14 protein-coding genes are annotated in these 15,399 nt (G+C 64.3%); 7 read left to right on the forward strand and 7 right to left on the reverse strand.

Annotation, left to right across the window (positions count from 1 at the left end; genetic code table 11):
* Positions 1–31: 31 nt before the first annotated feature.
* Positions 32–889, forward strand: coding sequence for an FTR1 family iron permease (locus tag CW360_RS04565; protein WP_101192889.1), 858 nt, complete (start codon positions 32–34; stop codon positions 887–889).
* A complete protein-coding gene (locus CW360_RS04570; protein ID WP_101192890.1) occupies positions 886–2,253 on the forward strand; it encodes a 4Fe-4S binding protein in 1,368 nt (455 codons plus the stop codon). Before CW360_RS04565 ends, CW360_RS04570 begins: the two co-directional genes overlap by 4 nt.
* Here the strand turns inward: CW360_RS04570 and amn are convergent, their stop codons facing one another.
* The 4 genes from amn to CW360_RS04590 all read right to left on the reverse strand — a co-directional run bounded on the left by amn (position 2,254) and on the right by CW360_RS04590 (position 6,780).
* Positions 2,254–3,729 (reverse strand): AMP nucleosidase, encoded by a 1,476-nt coding sequence (gene amn / locus CW360_RS04575; protein WP_170307357.1) that lies wholly within the window; start codon positions 3,727–3,729, stop codon positions 2,254–2,256.
* 67 nt (positions 3,730–3,796) lie between these two features.
* The gene (locus tag CW360_RS04580) at positions 3,797–5,260 is read right to left on the reverse strand and encodes a TrkH family potassium uptake protein (protein WP_101192997.1); all 1,464 of its coding nucleotides are present in this window, start codon (positions 5,258–5,260) and stop codon (positions 3,797–3,799) included.
* A 69-nt stretch (positions 5,261–5,329) separates the two neighbouring features.
* The gene (locus CW360_RS04585; protein ID WP_101192891.1) at positions 5,330–6,352 is read right to left on the reverse strand and encodes a YeiH family protein; all 1,023 of its coding nucleotides are present in this window, start codon (positions 6,350–6,352) and stop codon (positions 5,330–5,332) included.
* A 101-nt stretch (positions 6,353–6,453) separates the two neighbouring features.
* Complete coding sequence (locus tag CW360_RS04590) at positions 6,454–6,780, reverse strand: DUF1820 family protein (RefSeq protein ID WP_093985028.1); 327 nt, start codon at positions 6,778–6,780, stop codon at positions 6,454–6,456.
* A 148-nt stretch (positions 6,781–6,928) separates the two neighbouring features.
* Between CW360_RS04590 and miaB the strand changes: the two genes are divergently transcribed.
* From miaB to lnt, 5 genes are all read left to right on the forward strand, one after another.
* The gene (miaB, locus tag CW360_RS04595; RefSeq protein WP_101192892.1) at positions 6,929–8,260 is read left to right on the forward strand and encodes a tRNA (N6-isopentenyl adenosine(37)-C2)-methylthiotransferase MiaB; all 1,332 of its coding nucleotides are present in this window, start codon (positions 6,929–6,931) and stop codon (positions 8,258–8,260) included.
* A gap of 94 nt (positions 8,261–8,354) precedes the next feature.
* The gene (locus tag CW360_RS04600) at positions 8,355–9,347 is read left to right on the forward strand and encodes a PhoH family protein (protein ID WP_093985222.1); all 993 of its coding nucleotides are present in this window, start codon (positions 8,355–8,357) and stop codon (positions 9,345–9,347) included.
* Positions 9,344–9,823 carry an rRNA maturation RNase YbeY gene (gene ybeY / locus CW360_RS04605; RefSeq protein ID WP_093985030.1) on the forward strand — a complete coding sequence of 160 codons (480 nt, stop codon included), beginning with the start codon at positions 9,344–9,346 and terminating at the stop codon, positions 9,821–9,823. The genes CW360_RS04600 and ybeY overlap by 4 nt, the downstream gene beginning before the upstream one ends.
* Positions 9,820–10,659: a CorC family transporter gene (locus CW360_RS04610; RefSeq protein ID WP_101192893.1), complete on the forward strand. Its 840-nt coding sequence runs from the start codon at positions 9,820–9,822 to the stop codon at positions 10,657–10,659. The genes ybeY and CW360_RS04610 overlap by 4 nt, the downstream gene beginning before the upstream one ends.
* A gap of 37 nt (positions 10,660–10,696) precedes the next feature.
* Positions 10,697–12,217, forward strand: a complete 1,521-nt coding sequence (gene lnt / locus CW360_RS04615) for an apolipoprotein N-acyltransferase (protein WP_101192894.1) — start codon at positions 10,697–10,699, stop codon at positions 12,215–12,217.
* Positions 12,218–12,224: 7 nt separating this feature from the next.
* Here the strand turns inward: lnt and CW360_RS04620 are convergent, their stop codons facing one another.
* From CW360_RS04620 to CW360_RS04630, 3 genes are all read right to left on the reverse strand, one after another.
* Positions 12,225–12,959 carry an anaerobic ribonucleoside-triphosphate reductase activating protein gene (locus CW360_RS04620; protein ID WP_229727174.1) on the reverse strand — a complete coding sequence of 245 codons (735 nt, stop codon included), beginning with the start codon at positions 12,957–12,959 and terminating at the stop codon, positions 12,225–12,227.
* 71 nt (positions 12,960–13,030) lie between these two features.
* Positions 13,031–13,180 (reverse strand): anaerobic ribonucleoside-triphosphate reductase, encoded by a 150-nt coding sequence (gene nrdD, locus CW360_RS17185; protein ID WP_093985034.1) that lies wholly within the window; start codon positions 13,178–13,180, stop codon positions 13,031–13,033.
* Positions 13,181–13,214: 34 nt separating this feature from the next.
* Positions 13,215–15,230, reverse strand: a complete 2,016-nt coding sequence (locus tag CW360_RS04630) for a ribonucleoside triphosphate reductase (protein ID WP_101192895.1) — start codon at positions 15,228–15,230, stop codon at positions 13,215–13,217.
* Positions 15,231–15,399: the final 169 nt, after the last annotated feature.

A 15,399-nucleotide genomic window follows, 5' to 3' on the forward strand; every position in this document is an offset into this window, starting at 1 on the left:
GCGCGGTGCGCCGCAGTCGAGGAGACCAACCATGGGCCAAGCCCTGTTCATCGTCTGGCGTGAAAGCATCGAAGCACTGCTGGTCGTCGGTATTCTGTATGCCTGGTTGCAGCGACAACCGGATAACCGCCTGGCCATACGTCACCTGTGGGGTGGCGTAGCCCTTGGCCTGGGCCTGGCCAGCCTGCTAGGCGCGACCATGATGCTGGCCGGCAGCTGGCTCAACGACAGTGCCGGCGAATGGTTCCAGGCCGGCATGACCTTGTGCGCCAGCCTGCTGATCCTGCATATGCTGGCCTGGATGGCGCGGCACGGCCGACAACTCCGCCGCGAGCTGGAAAGCCAGGCCGGCAGCGCTCTGCAGGAGGGCCGCTACCTGAGCCTGATGCTACTGGTCATGCTGGCCATTGCCCGGGAAGGCAGCGAAACGGTGATATTCCTCTACGGGGTCGGCAGCCAGCCGGGCACCGAACTGGCCGGTTTCATCACGGGTGGCCTGCTCGGCCTGCTGCTCGGCCTGCTGTGCTTCTACCTGCTGCAACAAAGCAGCAAGGTGATTGGCTGGCAGGTGTTCTTCCGGGTCAGTGAAGTGCTGTTGCTGCTACTCGGCTGCGCCATGCTGATGGCCAGCCTTGATCGCATCAGCGGCCAGCTGATGGGCATGGAGCTCCCCGAGTATGCCTATGGGCTGCTGGGTGATGCGCTATGGGATAGCTCGGCGCTGCTCGACGACGGCTCGCGGGGCGGCATGCTGATCGCCAGCCTGACCGGCTACCGGGCCATGCCGTCGCTGTTCGCCGTGCTCGGCCTGGCCGCCTACTGGGCGCTGGCCGTGCGCTTGCTGCGGCGCCCCAAGCCGCACCCGCTGTACCAGGAAGCACGCGGATGAACGCCCTACTGCAAGACCGCCTGGCGGCCCTCGGCGATGCCATGCGCCAGCACGCCCGGCTGATCCGCCGCCTGCAATGGCTGGTCGTGCTGTTCTACGCCGTATTACTGGTCATCCCCGCCCTGCTGCCGCTGCCGGATGGCCAGGCACGCCTGCTGGACAATCTGACTGTATTCGCCCAGTTCGTGTTCTGGGGTATCTGGTGGCCGTTCGTATTGCTGTCGATGGTGCTGTTCGGCCGTCTGTGGTGCGGCACTCTGTGCCCGGAAGGCTCGCTCAGCGAGTGGGCCAGCGAACGCGGCCTGGGACGCGGCACACCGCGCTGGCTACGCTGGGGCGGCTGGCCCAGCGTGGGGTTTGCCCTGACCACCCTCTACGGTCAGCTGATCAGCGTCTACGACTATGCCCAGGCGGCGCTGCTGATCCTCGGCGGCTCCACCGTGGCGGCCATGCTGGTGGGCTTTCTGTACGGGCGCGGCAAGCGCGTCTGGTGTCGCTACCTGTGTCCGGTCAGTGGCGTGTTTGCCCTGCTTGCCAAACTCGCCCCCGTGCAGTTCCGCACCAACGAAGCACGCTGGCTGGATAACCCGCCGCCCCATCTGCCGCCACCAAACTGCGCACCGCTGCTGGACATCCGTCGCCTGCACAGTGCCTCCGATTGCCATGCCTGCGGACGCTGCAGCGGCCAGCGCGATGCGGTACGGCTGATTGCCCGCTCGTGCAACGACGAAGTCATCCACTATGGCGGCGAGGCGGACAATGCCTGGAGCGTCCGTCTGTTGCTGTTCGGCGTGATCGGCCTGGCCATGGGCGCCTTCCAGTGGACGGTAAGCCCCTGGTTCATCAGCCTCAAGCAGGGCATGGCCGAATGGCTGGTCGAGCGGGATATCTTCTGGCCTCTGGAGGCCAATGCCCCCTGGTGGCTGCTCACTCACTACCCACAGCTCAACGATGCGTTCACCTGGCTCGACGGTCTGGCCATCAGCCTGTACATCCTCGCCGCCAGCGCCCTGCTCGGTGGCGGCCTGTACCTGCTACTGCAGATTACCTGCCGGCTCAGCGGCGCCGGCCAGGCGGTTTTCCGGCAACTGGCGCTGTGCCTGCTGCCACTGGGCGGCGCCGGGCTGTTCCTCGGCCTGTCGGCTACCACCGTCAAGCTGCTGCGCTACGAAGGACTGACCCTGCTCTGGGTCAATCCGACGCGCATGGCCCTGCTCGGCGCCGCCATGGCCTGGTGCCTGTGGTTGGGCTGGCGCGTTTGCCAGGCCCGTGCAGCGGCACAGCGCCTGCCCCTGTTCGGCGCGCTGGCCGCCGGCGTGGCGCTGGTCGGCTACGGCTGGTACCTGCAGTTCTGGGGCTGGTAGTCAGCGGAACGGCGGCTCGTCGAAACTGCGCAGCTTGCGTGAATGCAGTGCCGGCAGCTGGCCACGCAAGCGCTCCAGCGCGGCAATGGCGATATGCAGGTGCTGGCTGACCGCACGCTCGTAGAACGCACCGGCAGCCCCGGGCAGCTTCAATTCGCTGTGCAGCGGTTTGTCCGATACGCACAGCAGGGTGCCGTAGGGCACCCGCAGGCGATACCCCTGGGCGGCAATGGTGCCGCTCTCCATATCCACCGCCACGGCGCGCGACAGATTGATCAGCGCCCGCTCATGAGCCCAGTGCAGCTCCCAGTTGCGGTCATCGTAGGTCAGCACGGTGCCGGTACGCAGACGGCGCTTGAGGGCGTCGCCCTGTTCGCCGGTGACTGCCGCCGCCGCCTCCTGCAAGGCCTGTTGCACTTCGGCCAGCGCCGGCAGGGGAATGTGCGGCGGCAGCACGCGGTCGAGGATACCGTCGCGGCGCATATAGGCGTGCGCCAACACATAGTCGCCAATGGTCTGCGACTGACGCAGGCCGCCGCAGTGGCCGATCATCAGCCAGCAATGCGGACGCAGCACGGCCAGGTGGTCGGTGATGTTCTTGGCGTTGGACGGCCCCACGCCGATGTTGACCAGGGTGATGCCATGCCCATCGCTGGCAATCAGGTGGTAGGCCGGCATCTGGTAGCGGTGCCAGACCACCGCGTCAGCCACCGCCTGGGCATCTTCCTGCGAAGTGCCGCGCTCGATGATCACATTGCCCGGCAGCACCATGCGTACAAAGCGCGGATCGTCACGCAATTGCGCCAGGCCATGGCGAATGAACTGATCGACGTAGCGGTGGTAGTTGGTCAGCAGAATCCACGGCTGCACATGCCGCCAGTCGCTGCCGGTGTAGTGCTGGATGCGCTTGAGGGAAAAGTCGGTACGCGCCGCATCGAACAGCATCAGCGGCAGGTGCTCGGCGCTCTGCCAGTCATACAGGCCATCGGCCACCGAATCCGAAGCCGCCGACAGGTCGGTACTGGGGAATACCCGTGCCAGCTCGGCGGCGGTCACCCCGCTGCCGGCCAACTCATCGCCCTGTTCGATGACATAGGGATAGGGAATGGCCTGGTCGCTCAGCCCCACCTCCAACTGCACAGCAAAATCCGCCAGCAGCGGGCGCAACTGCGCCAGCAGGTAGTTACGCATGGCCAGCGGCTGGGTCACGCTGGCCCGGTAGATCCCCGGCACCTGCACCTTGGCATAGGCCCGCGTGGTGCTCGGTACCTCGCCCTGGCACTGATAGGTCAGGCGCAGCTCCGGGTAGTAAAACCAGGCGCGCTGCGCGGCGCTGGGCAGCCGGCGCTCCTGCAGGTAACCACTCAACGCCTGGCGCAGCGCCGTGCAGGCCCGCTCATGCAACTGCGCCAGGCGCTCGACGGCCGCCTCGGCATCTTCCATGCGCAAAAACTCACGCGCCATATCCCCGCTCATGCCGCACTCCTCAGCGATAGCAACGCGCCTATCTTGCGCGAGACGCATGGCGCTGTCATGACGGCAGTCAGTCGCGCCAGAATCCCGGAGTCAGCACCACCAGGATGGTGATGATTTCCAAACGCCCCAATAGCATGCCGGCTGACAACATCCACTTTGCACTATCCGGCAAGCTGGCAAAGTTGCCGGCAGGTCCGATCACCGGCCCCAGCCCGGGCCCCACGTTGCATACTGCCGTGGCAGCGCCAGTCAGAGCAGTCACCCAGTCCAGGCCCGTCAGGGTCAGTCCCACAGCCAGCAGCCCAATGGTGATGGTAAAGAAGAACGACAGGGTAATCAGCGCACGGACGATCTCTTCATCGATCGGGTGGCCGTTGTACTGCTGACGTAATACCGCGCGCGGATGAATGATCTGCCGCAGGTTGGCCTTGAGCATCACATAGGCCACCTGGAAACGGAAAATTTTCAAGCCACCGGTAGTAGAGCCGGAACAGCCGCCGACAAAGGTCAAGTAGAAGAACATCAGTACGGCAAAGTCGCCCCACAGGGTGTAGTCACCCAGGGCAAACCCCGTGGTAGTCACCACCGAAACCACATTGACCGTGACGATACGCAAAGCATCCAACCAGGCATGCTCGCTGTTCTGCCACAGCCAGAGGCTAAACAACAGGCAGGTAAACAACAGAAAGCCGAGCAGGCCGCGTACCTGCTGGTCACGCCAAAGCGCCCGACGATTACCACGCAGGAACGCCACATACAGGGTAAACGGCAGGCTACCGAGCAACATCAACACCACAGCTACCCAGTGCACAGCCGGTTGCGGCCAGTGTGCCAGCGAGCTGTCCGAGGTAGAGAAACCGCCCGTGGAAATCGCTGCCATGGCGTGGTTGATCGCCTCGAAGGGCGTCATACCAGCCCACCAGAACGCCAGGAACCCCAGCAAGGTAAAGGCCAGGTAAACCGCGAGGATGTACTTGGCAACCATATGTGAGCGTGGCATGACCTTTTCCGACCAGTCGGACGACTCGGTACGGAACAGCTTCATACCCCCGACCCGCAACAAGGGCAGGATCGCCACCGCCATACCGATGAAGCCAATGCCACCCAGCCAGTGCAGCATGGAACGCCAAATCAGCAGCGCCGGCGAAGCGCCATCCAGGCCGGACAGCACCGTGGCGCCGGTAGTGGTGATCCCGGACATGGTTTCGAAGAAGGCATCCGTGTAGCTGATATGCTGAATGAACACCATCGGCAACGCGGCAAACAGACACACGACCAGCCAGCTGGAGGCGGTCAGCAAGTACATGTCGCGAGGCCGCAGCTGCACATGTTGCGGACGCCCGGGCAAACTCATCAGCAACCCTGCCACCAGGGTAATCACCGCGGGCCAGAGATAGTCTCCCAGGCGATCCCCCGACAACCGTTGGCTCTCGCCGAGCATGGCCAGAATCGGCACCAACATGCTGGCCGCCAATGCCAGCAAGAAAAGCCCAAGCAAATACACAATGAGACGCAAGGTCGAGGTTGCCATGGACAACATGCCCTGGGACCGGGAAGGCGGGCGATTCTGCGCCTGCCCCCCGGCCCTGTAAATACCTGCTCAGCGCCACAAGGGCAGGAGCAAGGCATTGATCGCGGCACCACCCAGCACCAGCCAGACGAACAGCAGGCCGCCCAGCCACAGCGGGCGCCAGCCGGCCTGCAGCACCGCGCGCAGTGGTGTGGCCAGGCCCAGTCCGGCCATGGCCAGGGCCAGCAAGGCGTCATCGAGGGCCACCAGGTGTGCCTGCCAGTCACGGGCCAACGGCCACTGCGCCTGGATCAGCAGCACCAGCAGAAAACCCAGGGCAAACCAGGGAATCGGCAGGCGTGCCGTGCCTTCGCCAGGGCACTGCTCACGCCGCAACCAGGCGGCCAGCAGCAGCAGGAAGGGCACCAGCAGTAACACCCGGAGCATCTTGCTGAGCACCGCCAGTTGCGCCGCCGGCGCATCGATGGCACTGCCCGCCGCCACCACCTGGGCCACCTCGTGCAGGGTCGAGCCAATATAGATGCCGAAGGCCTGGCTATCGCCGCCCAGCCAGGCGAACAACTGTGGATAGAGCAGCATGGCCAGGCTGCCAAACGCCACCACCGTGGCCACGGCCACCGCTACGCGCTGCTGCCCGCCGCGCACCAGGGACTCGCTGGCGACAATCGCCGCGGCACCGCAAATGCTGCTACCGGCACCGATCAACAAGCAGGTCTGGCGATCCAGGCCCAGCCAGCGCCGGCCCAGCCACAAGGCCAGGGTGAAGGTCGACAGCACCACCAACAGGTCGATCAGCCAGACCGCCGGACCCAGGTCGAGTAACTGGCTCAAGCTCAGGCGTACACCATAAAGGACGATGCCCAGGCGCAGCAGCGACTGGCGGGCCAGTGCCACACCCGGATCAGCGCGGGCAGCACAGCGCGGGTAGAGGGTATTGCCCAGCAACAGCCCCAGCAGCATGGCCAGTGCCAGCAGCCCCAATCCCGCCTCGCGGGCCCAGGGTTGCCCCGCCAGCCAGTGCGCCAAGCTCGCCAGCACGGCACAGAGCGCCAAGCCGGGGGCATAACCACGCAGAGAAACTCGCCAAGACATGTGCCGCACTCCTGAAACCTCAGGAGCACAGGGTAATGCGCAAGCTTTATCAGTTAAATTTGATTATATGCTTATAAATTATCTTAAAAATAGATAAGCAATCACTTGTCCGGCATCGGCATGGGGAACGGCATGACATTGCCGCCACCACGCGCCTCGCTGATCTTTGGCGTGCCCAGACGTTCCACTTCATCGATGCGGATGATCGCGTGCATGGGGATGAAGCTGCGCACCACGCCGTCGAACTGGGCCTTGAGTTTCTCCTCGCTGGGGTCGACGACCACCTGGGTCCGCTCGCCGAAGACAAACTCCTCCACTTCCAGGAAGCCCCACAGATCGCTCTGATAGATCTGCTTGGCATACATCTCGTAGACCTGGCCCTGATTGAGGAAGATCACTTTGAAGATGGGGTTCTCACGCTTGCTCATGGTCAGACTGGAATACGCAGGTTTCGAAGGGCGCGCAGAATAGCACAGCCCCGCCGCCTGCCTGCGCCCATGCGACAGCCGTGCCCTACCCCCTGCCGGCCGGCTCTTCTATAATGCGCGCCCCGTCATTTCCCGGTGCTGTAGTCCCATGGCCAAGAAGCTTTACATCGAAACCCACGGCTGCCAGATGAACGAGTACGACAGCTCGCGCATGGTCGACCTGCTGGGCGATCAGCAGGCCATGGAGGTCACCGAAAACCCCGCCGAGGCTGACGTTATCCTGCTCAACACCTGCTCGATCCGCGAAAAGGCTCAGGACAAGGTGTTTTCTCAGCTGGGCCGCTGGCGTGAGCTGAAACTGGAAAACCCCGACCTGGTGATCGGTGTCGGTGGCTGCGTGGCCAGCCAGGAAGGCGCGGCGATCCGCGACCGCGCGCCCTATGTCGACGTGGTGTTCGGCCCGCAGACCTTGCACCGCCTGCCGGAAATGATCGACGCGGCGCGCACCACGAAAACCGCACAGGTCGATATCAGCTTCCCCGAGATCGAGAAATTCGATCACCTGCCCGAAGCCCGCGTGGACGGCCCCAGCGCCTTCGTCTCGGTCATGGAAGGCTGCAGCAAGTACTGCACCTTCTGCGTGGTGCCCTACACCCGCGGCGAGGAAGTCAGCCGGCCGCTGGCCGACGTGCTGCTGGAAATCAGCCAGCTGGCCGATAAGGGCGTCAAGGAAGTCACCCTGCTCGGGCAGAACGTCAACGGCTACCGCGGCCCGACTCCGGACGGCCATATCGCCGACTTCGCCGAGCTGCTCTACGCGGTGGCCGAGATCGACGGCATAGAGCGCATCCGCTACACCACCAGCCACCCGCTGGAGTTCTCCGACGCGATCATCCAGGCGCATGCCGACATCCCCAAGCTGGTGAAGTACCTGCACCTGCCGGTGCAGTCCGGCTCGGACCGCATCCTCGCGGCCATGAAGCGCAACCACACCGCGCTGGAATACAAGTCGCGCATCCGCAAGCTCAAGGCCGCGGTGCCGGACATCCTGCTCAGCACCGACTTCATCGTCGGTTTCCCCGGCGAGACCGACAAGGACTTCGAGCAGACCATGAAGCTGATCGAGGACGTCGGCTTCGACTTCTCCTACTCCTTCATCTACAGCGCGCGCCCCGGCACCCCGGCCGCCGACCTGGCCGACGACACTCCGGAAGACGTGAAGAAGCAGCGCCTGTCGATTCTGCAGACGCGCATTGCCCAGCTGGGCTTCGAGAACAGCCGGCGCATGGTCGGCAGTGTGCAACGCATCCTGGTCAGCGACTACTCGAAGAAAGACCCGGGCAAGCTGCAGGGGCGTACGGAAAACAACCGCATCGTTAACTTCCCCTGCAACAACCCGGCACTGATTGGCCAGTTCGTCGAGGTACGCATCGACGACGCCCTGCCCCACTCGCTGCGTGGCACCCTGCTAACCGCCTGAAACCTATCCTGTGCCAGCCGGTGCTTTCGTCCACCGGCTGGCGCGGTTATCCTGCATGCCACCTTTCCTGCCGACTGGCGGCCAGCCGAAGACCTTGAACGCCTCGACCGAACCTCTGCGCTTTACCCTGGAACCCTTCGAAGCCCAGCGCTTCGCCAACCTCTGCGGCCAGCTGGATGAGCATCTGCGGCTGATCGAACAGCGCATGGCGCTGCAGATCCGCAACCGTGGCAACCAATTTGAAATCCTTGGCGACAGCGTGCGCGCCCAGGCTTGCCAGCAACTCATCCAGCGCCTGTACCGGGAAACCCAGGCCACCGAGCTGAGTCCCGAACTGATTCATCTGTACCTGCAGGAATCCGCGCTGGCCGACCTGGCCGAAGACAAGGCCGACCCGAGCATCGCCTTGAAAACCCGCAAGGGCATGATCCGCCCACGCGGCGCCAACCAGCAGCGTTACGTCAAGTCGATCCTCGAACACGACATCAACTTCGGCATCGGCCCGGCCGGCACGGGCAAGACCTACCTGGCGGTAGCCTGCGCTGTGGACGCCCTGGAACGCGAGCAGATCCGCCGCATCCTGCTGGTGCGCCCGGCCGTGGAGGCCGGCGAGAAGCTCGGCTTCCTGCCCGGCGACCTGTCGCAGAAGATCGACCCCTACCTGCGCCCGCTGTACGACGCCCTGTATGAAATGCTCGGCTTCGAGCAGGTGGCCAAGCTCATCGAGCGCCAGGTCATCGAAGTCGCCCCGCTGGCCTACATGCGCGGACGCACCCTGAACAACAGCTACATCATCCTCGACGAGTCGCAGAACACCACCACCGAGCAGATGAAGATGTTCCTCACCCGCATCGGCTTTGGCTCGACCGCGGTGATCACCGGCGACATCACCCAGATCGACCTGCCGCGCGGCACCAAGAGCGGCCTCAAGCATGTCATGGAAGTGCTGCAGGACGTCCCCGGCATTGGCTTCACCCACTTCCAGTCCAAGGACGTGGTCCGTCATCCGCTGGTGCAGCGCATTGTCGAGGCCTACGACCGTTTCGACGCCCGGCAGGCGCAGCACAGCACGGAGCGCCCGGCATGATCGAGCTGGACGTGCAGCACGCCTACCCGGGCAGCGTGCCCAGCGAGGCGCAGTTTCAGCGCTGGGTGGCCGCAGGCCTGCAACCGCGCAGTGCCGATTCCGAGCTGACCATCCGTCTGGTCGACCAGGCCGAGGGCCAGGCACTCAACCTGCAGTGGCGCGGCAAGGACTACCCGACCAACGTGCTGTCATTCCCCGCCGAGGTGCCCGAGGGCATCCTCGACATTCCGCTGCTCGGCGATCTGGTGATTTGCGTGCCGGTGGTCGAGCGCGAGGCGGCCGAACAGGGCAAGGCCCTGGAAGCCCACTGGGCGCACCTGGTTATCCACGGCTGCCTGCATCTGCTCGGCTTCGACCATATCGACGATGACGAAGCCGAGGAAATGGAAGCACTGGAACGCCAGCTATTGGCTGAATTGGGCTTTCCCGACCCTTATCGGGATGATCAACCTGAGAGTGACGAGCAAGCATCATGAGCGAAGATCGATCGAGCAGCGGGCAAAGGTCCTGGCTGGAGAAAATCACCCAGGCGTTTGCCCATGAGCCGCGCAGCCGTGAAGAGCTGCTGGAACTGCTCCGTGAAGCGCAACGCAACAAACTGATCGACAGCGAAGCCCTGTCGATCGTCGAAGGTGCCATCCAAGTCGCCGACCTGCAGGTTCGCGACATCATGGTGCCGCGTTCGCAAATGGTCAGCATCAAGGCCTGCCAGAGCCCGCGCGAGTTTCTCCCGGCGATTCTCGACGCCGCCCACTCGCGCTACCCGGTGATCGGCGAAAGTCAGGACGAGGTGCTCGGCATCCTGCTCGCCAAAGACCTGCTGCCGCTGGTGCTGCAAGCCCCCGACCAACCGTTCAATCTGCGCGAACTGCTGCGCCCGGCGACCTTCGTCCCCGAGTCCAAGCGCCTCAACGTGCTGCTGCGTGAGTTCCGCGCCAACCGCAACCACATGGCCGTGGTCATCGACGAATACGGCGGCGTGGCTGGCCTGGTGACCATCGAGGACGTGCTCGAGCAAATCGTCGGGGAAATCGAGGATGAGCACGACGTCGAGGAAGACAGCTTCATCAAGCCACTGCCCAGCGGCGACTTCATCGTCAAGGCACTGACCCCGGTGGAGCAGTTCAACGAGTATTTCCACAGCCAGTTCTCCACCGAAGACTTCGATACCCTCGGCGGACTGGTGATGAACAGCTTTGGCCACCTGCCCAAGCGCAACGAAACCACCGAAATCGGCGACTTCCGCATTCGCGTGCTGAATGCCGACAGCCGGCGTATCCACCTGTTGCGCGTCACCGCGCTGGACAAGTGATACACCGCGCGGCGCGCGTGGCATGACAAGGATTCCCATGCACTGGATTACCCGCGCCGGCTGGCCCGGCCACCTGATCGCCCTGGGCGCTGGCGCGCTGACCCCGCTGGCCCTGGCGCCCTTTGCCATCTGGCCCTTGGCACTGCTGAGCATTGCCCTGTTCTATCTGGGCTTGCGCGAGCTGACGCCACGCCAGGCGGCACTGCGTGGCTGGTGCTACGGCGTGGCTCTGTACCTGGCTGGCAGCGGCTGGATCTACGTGAGCATCCATGACTACGGGGCGGCTTCACCACTGCTGGCCGGCGGCCTGACCTTGGCGTTCTGTGCGGCCGTGGCGCTGTTCTTCGCCCTGCCCGCCTGGTTGTGGGCACGCTACCTGCGCCGCCCGCGACCAGGCGTGGCTGAAGCGCTGGCCTTTGCCGCGCTGTGGCTGGCTCAAGAGGCTTTCCGCGGCTGGTTCCTCACCGGCTTCCCCTGGCTCTACGCCGGCTACAGCCAGCTGGATGGCCCGCTGCGCGGCCTGGCGCCGCTCGGCGGGGTGTGGCTGCTGTCATTCGTCCTGGCGCTGACGGCCGCCCTGCTGTGCAACCTGCTGCAACTGCGTCGCCAGCACCTGGCGTTGGCCAGCGGCCTGAGCCTGTTGCTCGGTCCCTGGTTGCTCGCCCAGGCGCTCAACGAGCATGCCTGGACCCATGCCAAGGGCGAGCCGCTGCGCGTAGCAGCCATTCAGGGCAATGTCGAGCAAAACCTCAAGTGGGACCCGGACGCCCTGGAGGCACAACTGGCCCTGTACCGCGACATGACTTTGGCCAGCCCCCCGGCCGAGCTGATTGTCTGGCCGGAAACCGCCGTACCGGTACTCAAGGAATACGCCGAAGGCTACCTGGCGGTGATGGCGCGTATCGCCAGCGACCGCCAGGCAGCGCTGATCACCGGCGTGCCGCTGCGCCAGGTCAACGCGGCGGGCGAACGGCGCTTCTACAACGCCATCACCGTGCTGGGCGAAGGCCAGGGCACCTACCTCAAGCAGAAGCTGGTGCCGTTCGGTGAATACGTACCCCTGCAGGACCTGCTGCGCGGGCTGATTGCCTTCTTCGATCTGCCGATGTCCGACTTCGCCCGCGGCCCGGCACAGCAGCCGCTGCTGCAGGCCAAGGGGTTGCGCCTTGCCAGCTACATCTGTTACGAAGCGGTCTATCCGGAATTTGCCGCCGAACTGGCGCGTGACAGCGACCTGCTGCTGACGATCAGCAACGACACCTGGTTCGGCCGCTCCATCGGCCCCGTGCAGCACCTGCAGATGGCCCAGATGCGCGCCCTGGAAGCCGGCCGCTGGATGATCCGCGCCACCAACAACGGGATCAGCGTGCTGATTGATCCGCAGGGGCGCATTCAGTCGCGCATTCCGCCGTTCGAGGCGGCCATCCTCTATGGGGAAGTGCAGGCCATGCAGGGCCACACCCCCTACCTGCGTTTCGGCAGCCTGCCCCTGGCCATACTGGCCGCACTGATTCTGCTCGCCACGCTGCTGGCCAATCGCCTGGGCAAGACCCTTTAGCGCGGCATCATTCACGCAGCACGAAGCGCGGAAACAGCGCCTGCAGCTCCTGCCAGAGTTCATCCAGCGGGCCGGGCGCGCGGCTGGCGGGCAGTTGTCGGTCGAGCAGCTGCCCGGCGCGCGCCAGTTGCACCACGTAATCCTGCACGCCCGCCTGATGCAGCTGACGGGCCAGCGCCAGCAACTGCGCAGGGCTGGTCAACTGCCAATGCACGGTGGTGCGGCATTCATGGGCCACGCCGCTGCGCAGCAGCAATGCCAGGCTCTGCCAATTGGCCTGCCCACTGCCGGCGACCAGGGTGATCTGCTCGCTGTGCGCGGCCTGCGCCTTGACATCGAAGCCCACCCAGTCGCACAGCGGCAATACCTCGGCCAGCGCCGCTGGCTTGATGCCGGCGCTGTGCAGGCCCACCTTGAAGCCCAGTTCGCGCACTTCGCCCATGGCCGCGGCCAGCCCTGGCTGCAGGGTGGCTTCGCCACCACTGAACACCACGGCCTGCAGCAAACCCTGACGACGCCGCAGGAACTGGCGTACCTGTTGCCAGTCCAGCTCGCTATCACTGCGCGGGGCAATCAGTTCGGGGTTATGGCAATAGCGGCAACGCCAGGCACAGCCCTGGCAGAACAGCACGCAGGCCAGGTGGTCGGGATAATCCAGCGTGGTCATCGCCTGCAAGCCACCGATCCGCAGGCTGCAGGCCCGCTGCGCACGCGGCAGCGTGGCCGAGGGAGAAGCGCTCATCGACATTCATCCTTGCACACAGGGCAACGCCCCGACCGCCACAGGCGGGCCGGGGCGTCAGGTCATCGCGGTTACTTGGGCTCGCAGAAGTGCTGGCGTTCGCGGTGCTCGGACTGCTTGCCGGGATTGAAGGCGGCCACCGGACGGTGATAGCCCATCACGCGGGTCCAGACCTCGCAACGCTGACGTTGGCTTTCCGGCAATTGGATGGATGCAGACATGGTGTAGCTCCTTGTGGTTTGCGGGGGTTGAAGATCAGGCGCAGCTGCTGCAACGCGCCTGCTGCTTGAGCAGCAGGGCTTCGTCGCACTTCGGACAGAACTCATGCTCGCCGGCCAGATAACCGTGTACCGGGCAGATGGAGAAGGTCGGCGTAATGGTCAGGTACGGCAGGCGGAAGCGACTCAGCGCGGTGCGCACCAACTGCTTGCAGGCCTCGGCCGAGGAAATCCGCTCGGCCATGTACAGGTGCAGCACGGTGCCGCCGGTGTATTTGCATTGCAGCTCATCCTGCAGCTGCAGGGCCTCGAAGGGATCGTCGGTGAAGCCCACGGGCAGTTGCGAGGAGTTGGTGTAGTAAGGCGCCTCGGCACTGCCAGCCTGGAGAATCTGCGGGTAGCGCTGGCGGTCTTCCTTGGCAAAGCGATAGGTGGTGCCTTCCGCCGGCGTGGCTTCGAGGTTGTACAGGTGCCCACTGTCCTCCTGAAACTGCACCAGGCGCGCACGCACGTGGTCGAGCAGGCGCAAGGCCATGTGCCGGCCGGCCTCGCTGTGCATGCCTTCACGATCCGCGGTGAAGTTGCGCACCATCTCGTGCAGGCCATTCACGCCGATGGTGGAGAAGTGATTGCGTAGCGTGCCCAGGTAGCGCTTGGTGTAGGGATACAGGCCATTGTCCATGTGCTGCTGGATGACCTTGCGCTTGACCTCCAGGCTCTCGTAGGCCAGCTCCAGCAACAGATCGAGCTGTTGATACAGGCCCACCTCGTCACCGCGGAACAGATAGCCCAGGCGCGCGCAGTTGATCGTCACCACGCCCAGCGAGCCGGTCTGCTCCGCCGAGCCGAACAGACCACCACCACGCTTGAGCAGCTCGCGTACGTCCAGTTGCAGGCGGCAGCACATCGAGCGCACCTGGTTGGGCTGCATATCCGAGTTGAGGAAGTTCTGGAAGTACGGCAGGCCATAGCGCGCGGTCATGTCGAACAGCCGCGTCGCATTGTCGCTGTCCCAGGGAAAATCATGGGTGATGTTGTAGGTCGGGATGGGGAAGGTAAACACCCGGCCCAGGCCATCGCCAGCCATCATCACATCGATGTAGGCACGGTTGATCAGCGCCATCTCGGCCTGCAGCTCGCCATAGGCAAAGGGCATTTCCTCGCCACCAATGTAGGGAATCTGCTCACGCAGGTCCTGCGGACACACCCAGTCGAACGTCAGGTTGGTAAAGGGCGTCTGGGTCCCCCAGCGCGACGGCACGTTGAGGTTGTAGATGAACTCCTGGATGGCCTGGCGCACCTCGGGGTAGCTCAACTGGTCCTTGCGTACGAAAGGTGCCAGGTAGGTATCAAAGGAACTGAACGCCTGGGCGCCCGCCCACTCGTTCTGCAAGGTACCGAGGAAATTGACCATCTGCCCCAGGGCGCTGCTCAGGTGCCTGGGCGGACCGGCCTCGATACGCCCGCTGATACCATTGAAGCCTTCGTTGAGCAGCGTGCGCAACGACCAGCCGGCGCAATAGCCGGCCAGCATGTCGAGGTCATGGATGTGTAGATCGCCTTCACGGTGCGCGGCACCAATCGCCGGGCTGTACACCTCGTCGAGCCAGTAGTTGGCGGTGACCTTGCCGGCGACGTTGAGGATCAGCCCGCCCAGCGAATAGCCCTGGTTGGCATTGGCGCGCACGCGCCAGTCCTCGCGCGACAGGTATTCGTTCATCGATGCCGCGACATCCACCAGTGCCTTGCGATCACGACGGCGCCGGCCATGTTGTTCGCGGTAGACGATGTAGGCGCGTGCCGTGGCGTAATAGCCCGCCTCCATCAGCACGCGCTCGACCACGTCCTGCACCTGCTCAACCTCCAACTCGTCCGCCGGCAGGCGCAGCAACACGGCCTGGCACAGGGCCTCACCCTGTTCAGCAGGGTACTCGCCGGTAGCTCGCCCGGCAGCCACCAGCGCCCGAGTGATCTTTTCCGCGGCAAACGGCACCTGACTGCCATCGCGCTTGCGCAGAGTTCCGTTCCGTGCCGCCTGCCCCGGGATGATCATACAAAGCCTCCTGAACACAACATAATGTTTTTTTATCACCAGATAAACACAAGATGCTGTGTACTCTAGGCGTAAATCCCTGAAAAAAATTGACCAGCGTCAAGCCGTGCCACACAGCTCCCGCGCTGCCAGTCGCCGAGTCGGCGGCAAACCCGCGGCAGTCGCGGCT

It is taken from the genome of Pseudomonas fluvialis (assembly GCF_002835605.1).
GTDB classification, from domain to species: domain Bacteria; phylum Pseudomonadota; class Gammaproteobacteria; order Pseudomonadales; family Pseudomonadaceae; genus Aquipseudomonas; species Aquipseudomonas fluvialis.

Coding starts and splice junctions, on each gene's coding strand:
- ybeY (WP_093985030.1), top strand. CDS start 9,344: ATGATCGAGCTGGACGTGCAGCACGCCTACCCGGGCAGCGTGCCCAGC.
- CW360_RS04590 (WP_093985028.1), bottom strand. CDS start 6,780: ATGAGCAAGCGTGAGAACCCCATCTTCAAAGTGATCTTCCTCAATCAG.
- CW360_RS04610 (WP_101192893.1), top strand. CDS start 9,820: ATGAGCGAAGATCGATCGAGCAGCGGGCAAAGGTCCTGGCTGGAGAAA.
- CW360_RS04620 (WP_229727174.1), bottom strand. CDS start 12,959: ATGAGCGCTTCTCCCTCGGCCACGCTGCCGCGTGCGCAGCGGGCCTGC.
- CW360_RS04630 (WP_101192895.1), bottom strand. CDS start 15,230: ATGATCATCCCGGGGCAGGCGGCACGGAACGGAACTCTGCGCAAGCGC.
- CW360_RS04580 (WP_101192997.1), bottom strand. CDS start 5,260: ATGGCAACCTCGACCTTGCGTCTCATTGTGTATTTGCTTGGGCTTTTC.
- miaB (WP_101192892.1), top strand. CDS start 6,929: ATGGCCAAGAAGCTTTACATCGAAACCCACGGCTGCCAGATGAACGAG.
- CW360_RS04570 (WP_101192890.1), top strand. CDS start 886: ATGAACGCCCTACTGCAAGACCGCCTGGCGGCCCTCGGCGATGCCATG.
- lnt (WP_101192894.1), top strand. CDS start 10,697: ATGCACTGGATTACCCGCGCCGGCTGGCCCGGCCACCTGATCGCCCTG.
- amn (WP_170307357.1), bottom strand. CDS start 3,729: ATGAGCGGGGATATGGCGCGTGAGTTTTTGCGCATGGAAGATGCCGAG.
- CW360_RS04585 (WP_101192891.1), bottom strand. CDS start 6,352: ATGTCTTGGCGAGTTTCTCTGCGTGGTTATGCCCCCGGCTTGGCGCTC.
- nrdD (WP_093985034.1), bottom strand. CDS start 13,180: ATGTCTGCATCCATCCAATTGCCGGAAAGCCAACGTCAGCGTTGCGAG.
- CW360_RS04565 (WP_101192889.1), top strand. CDS start 32: ATGGGCCAAGCCCTGTTCATCGTCTGGCGTGAAAGCATCGAAGCACTG.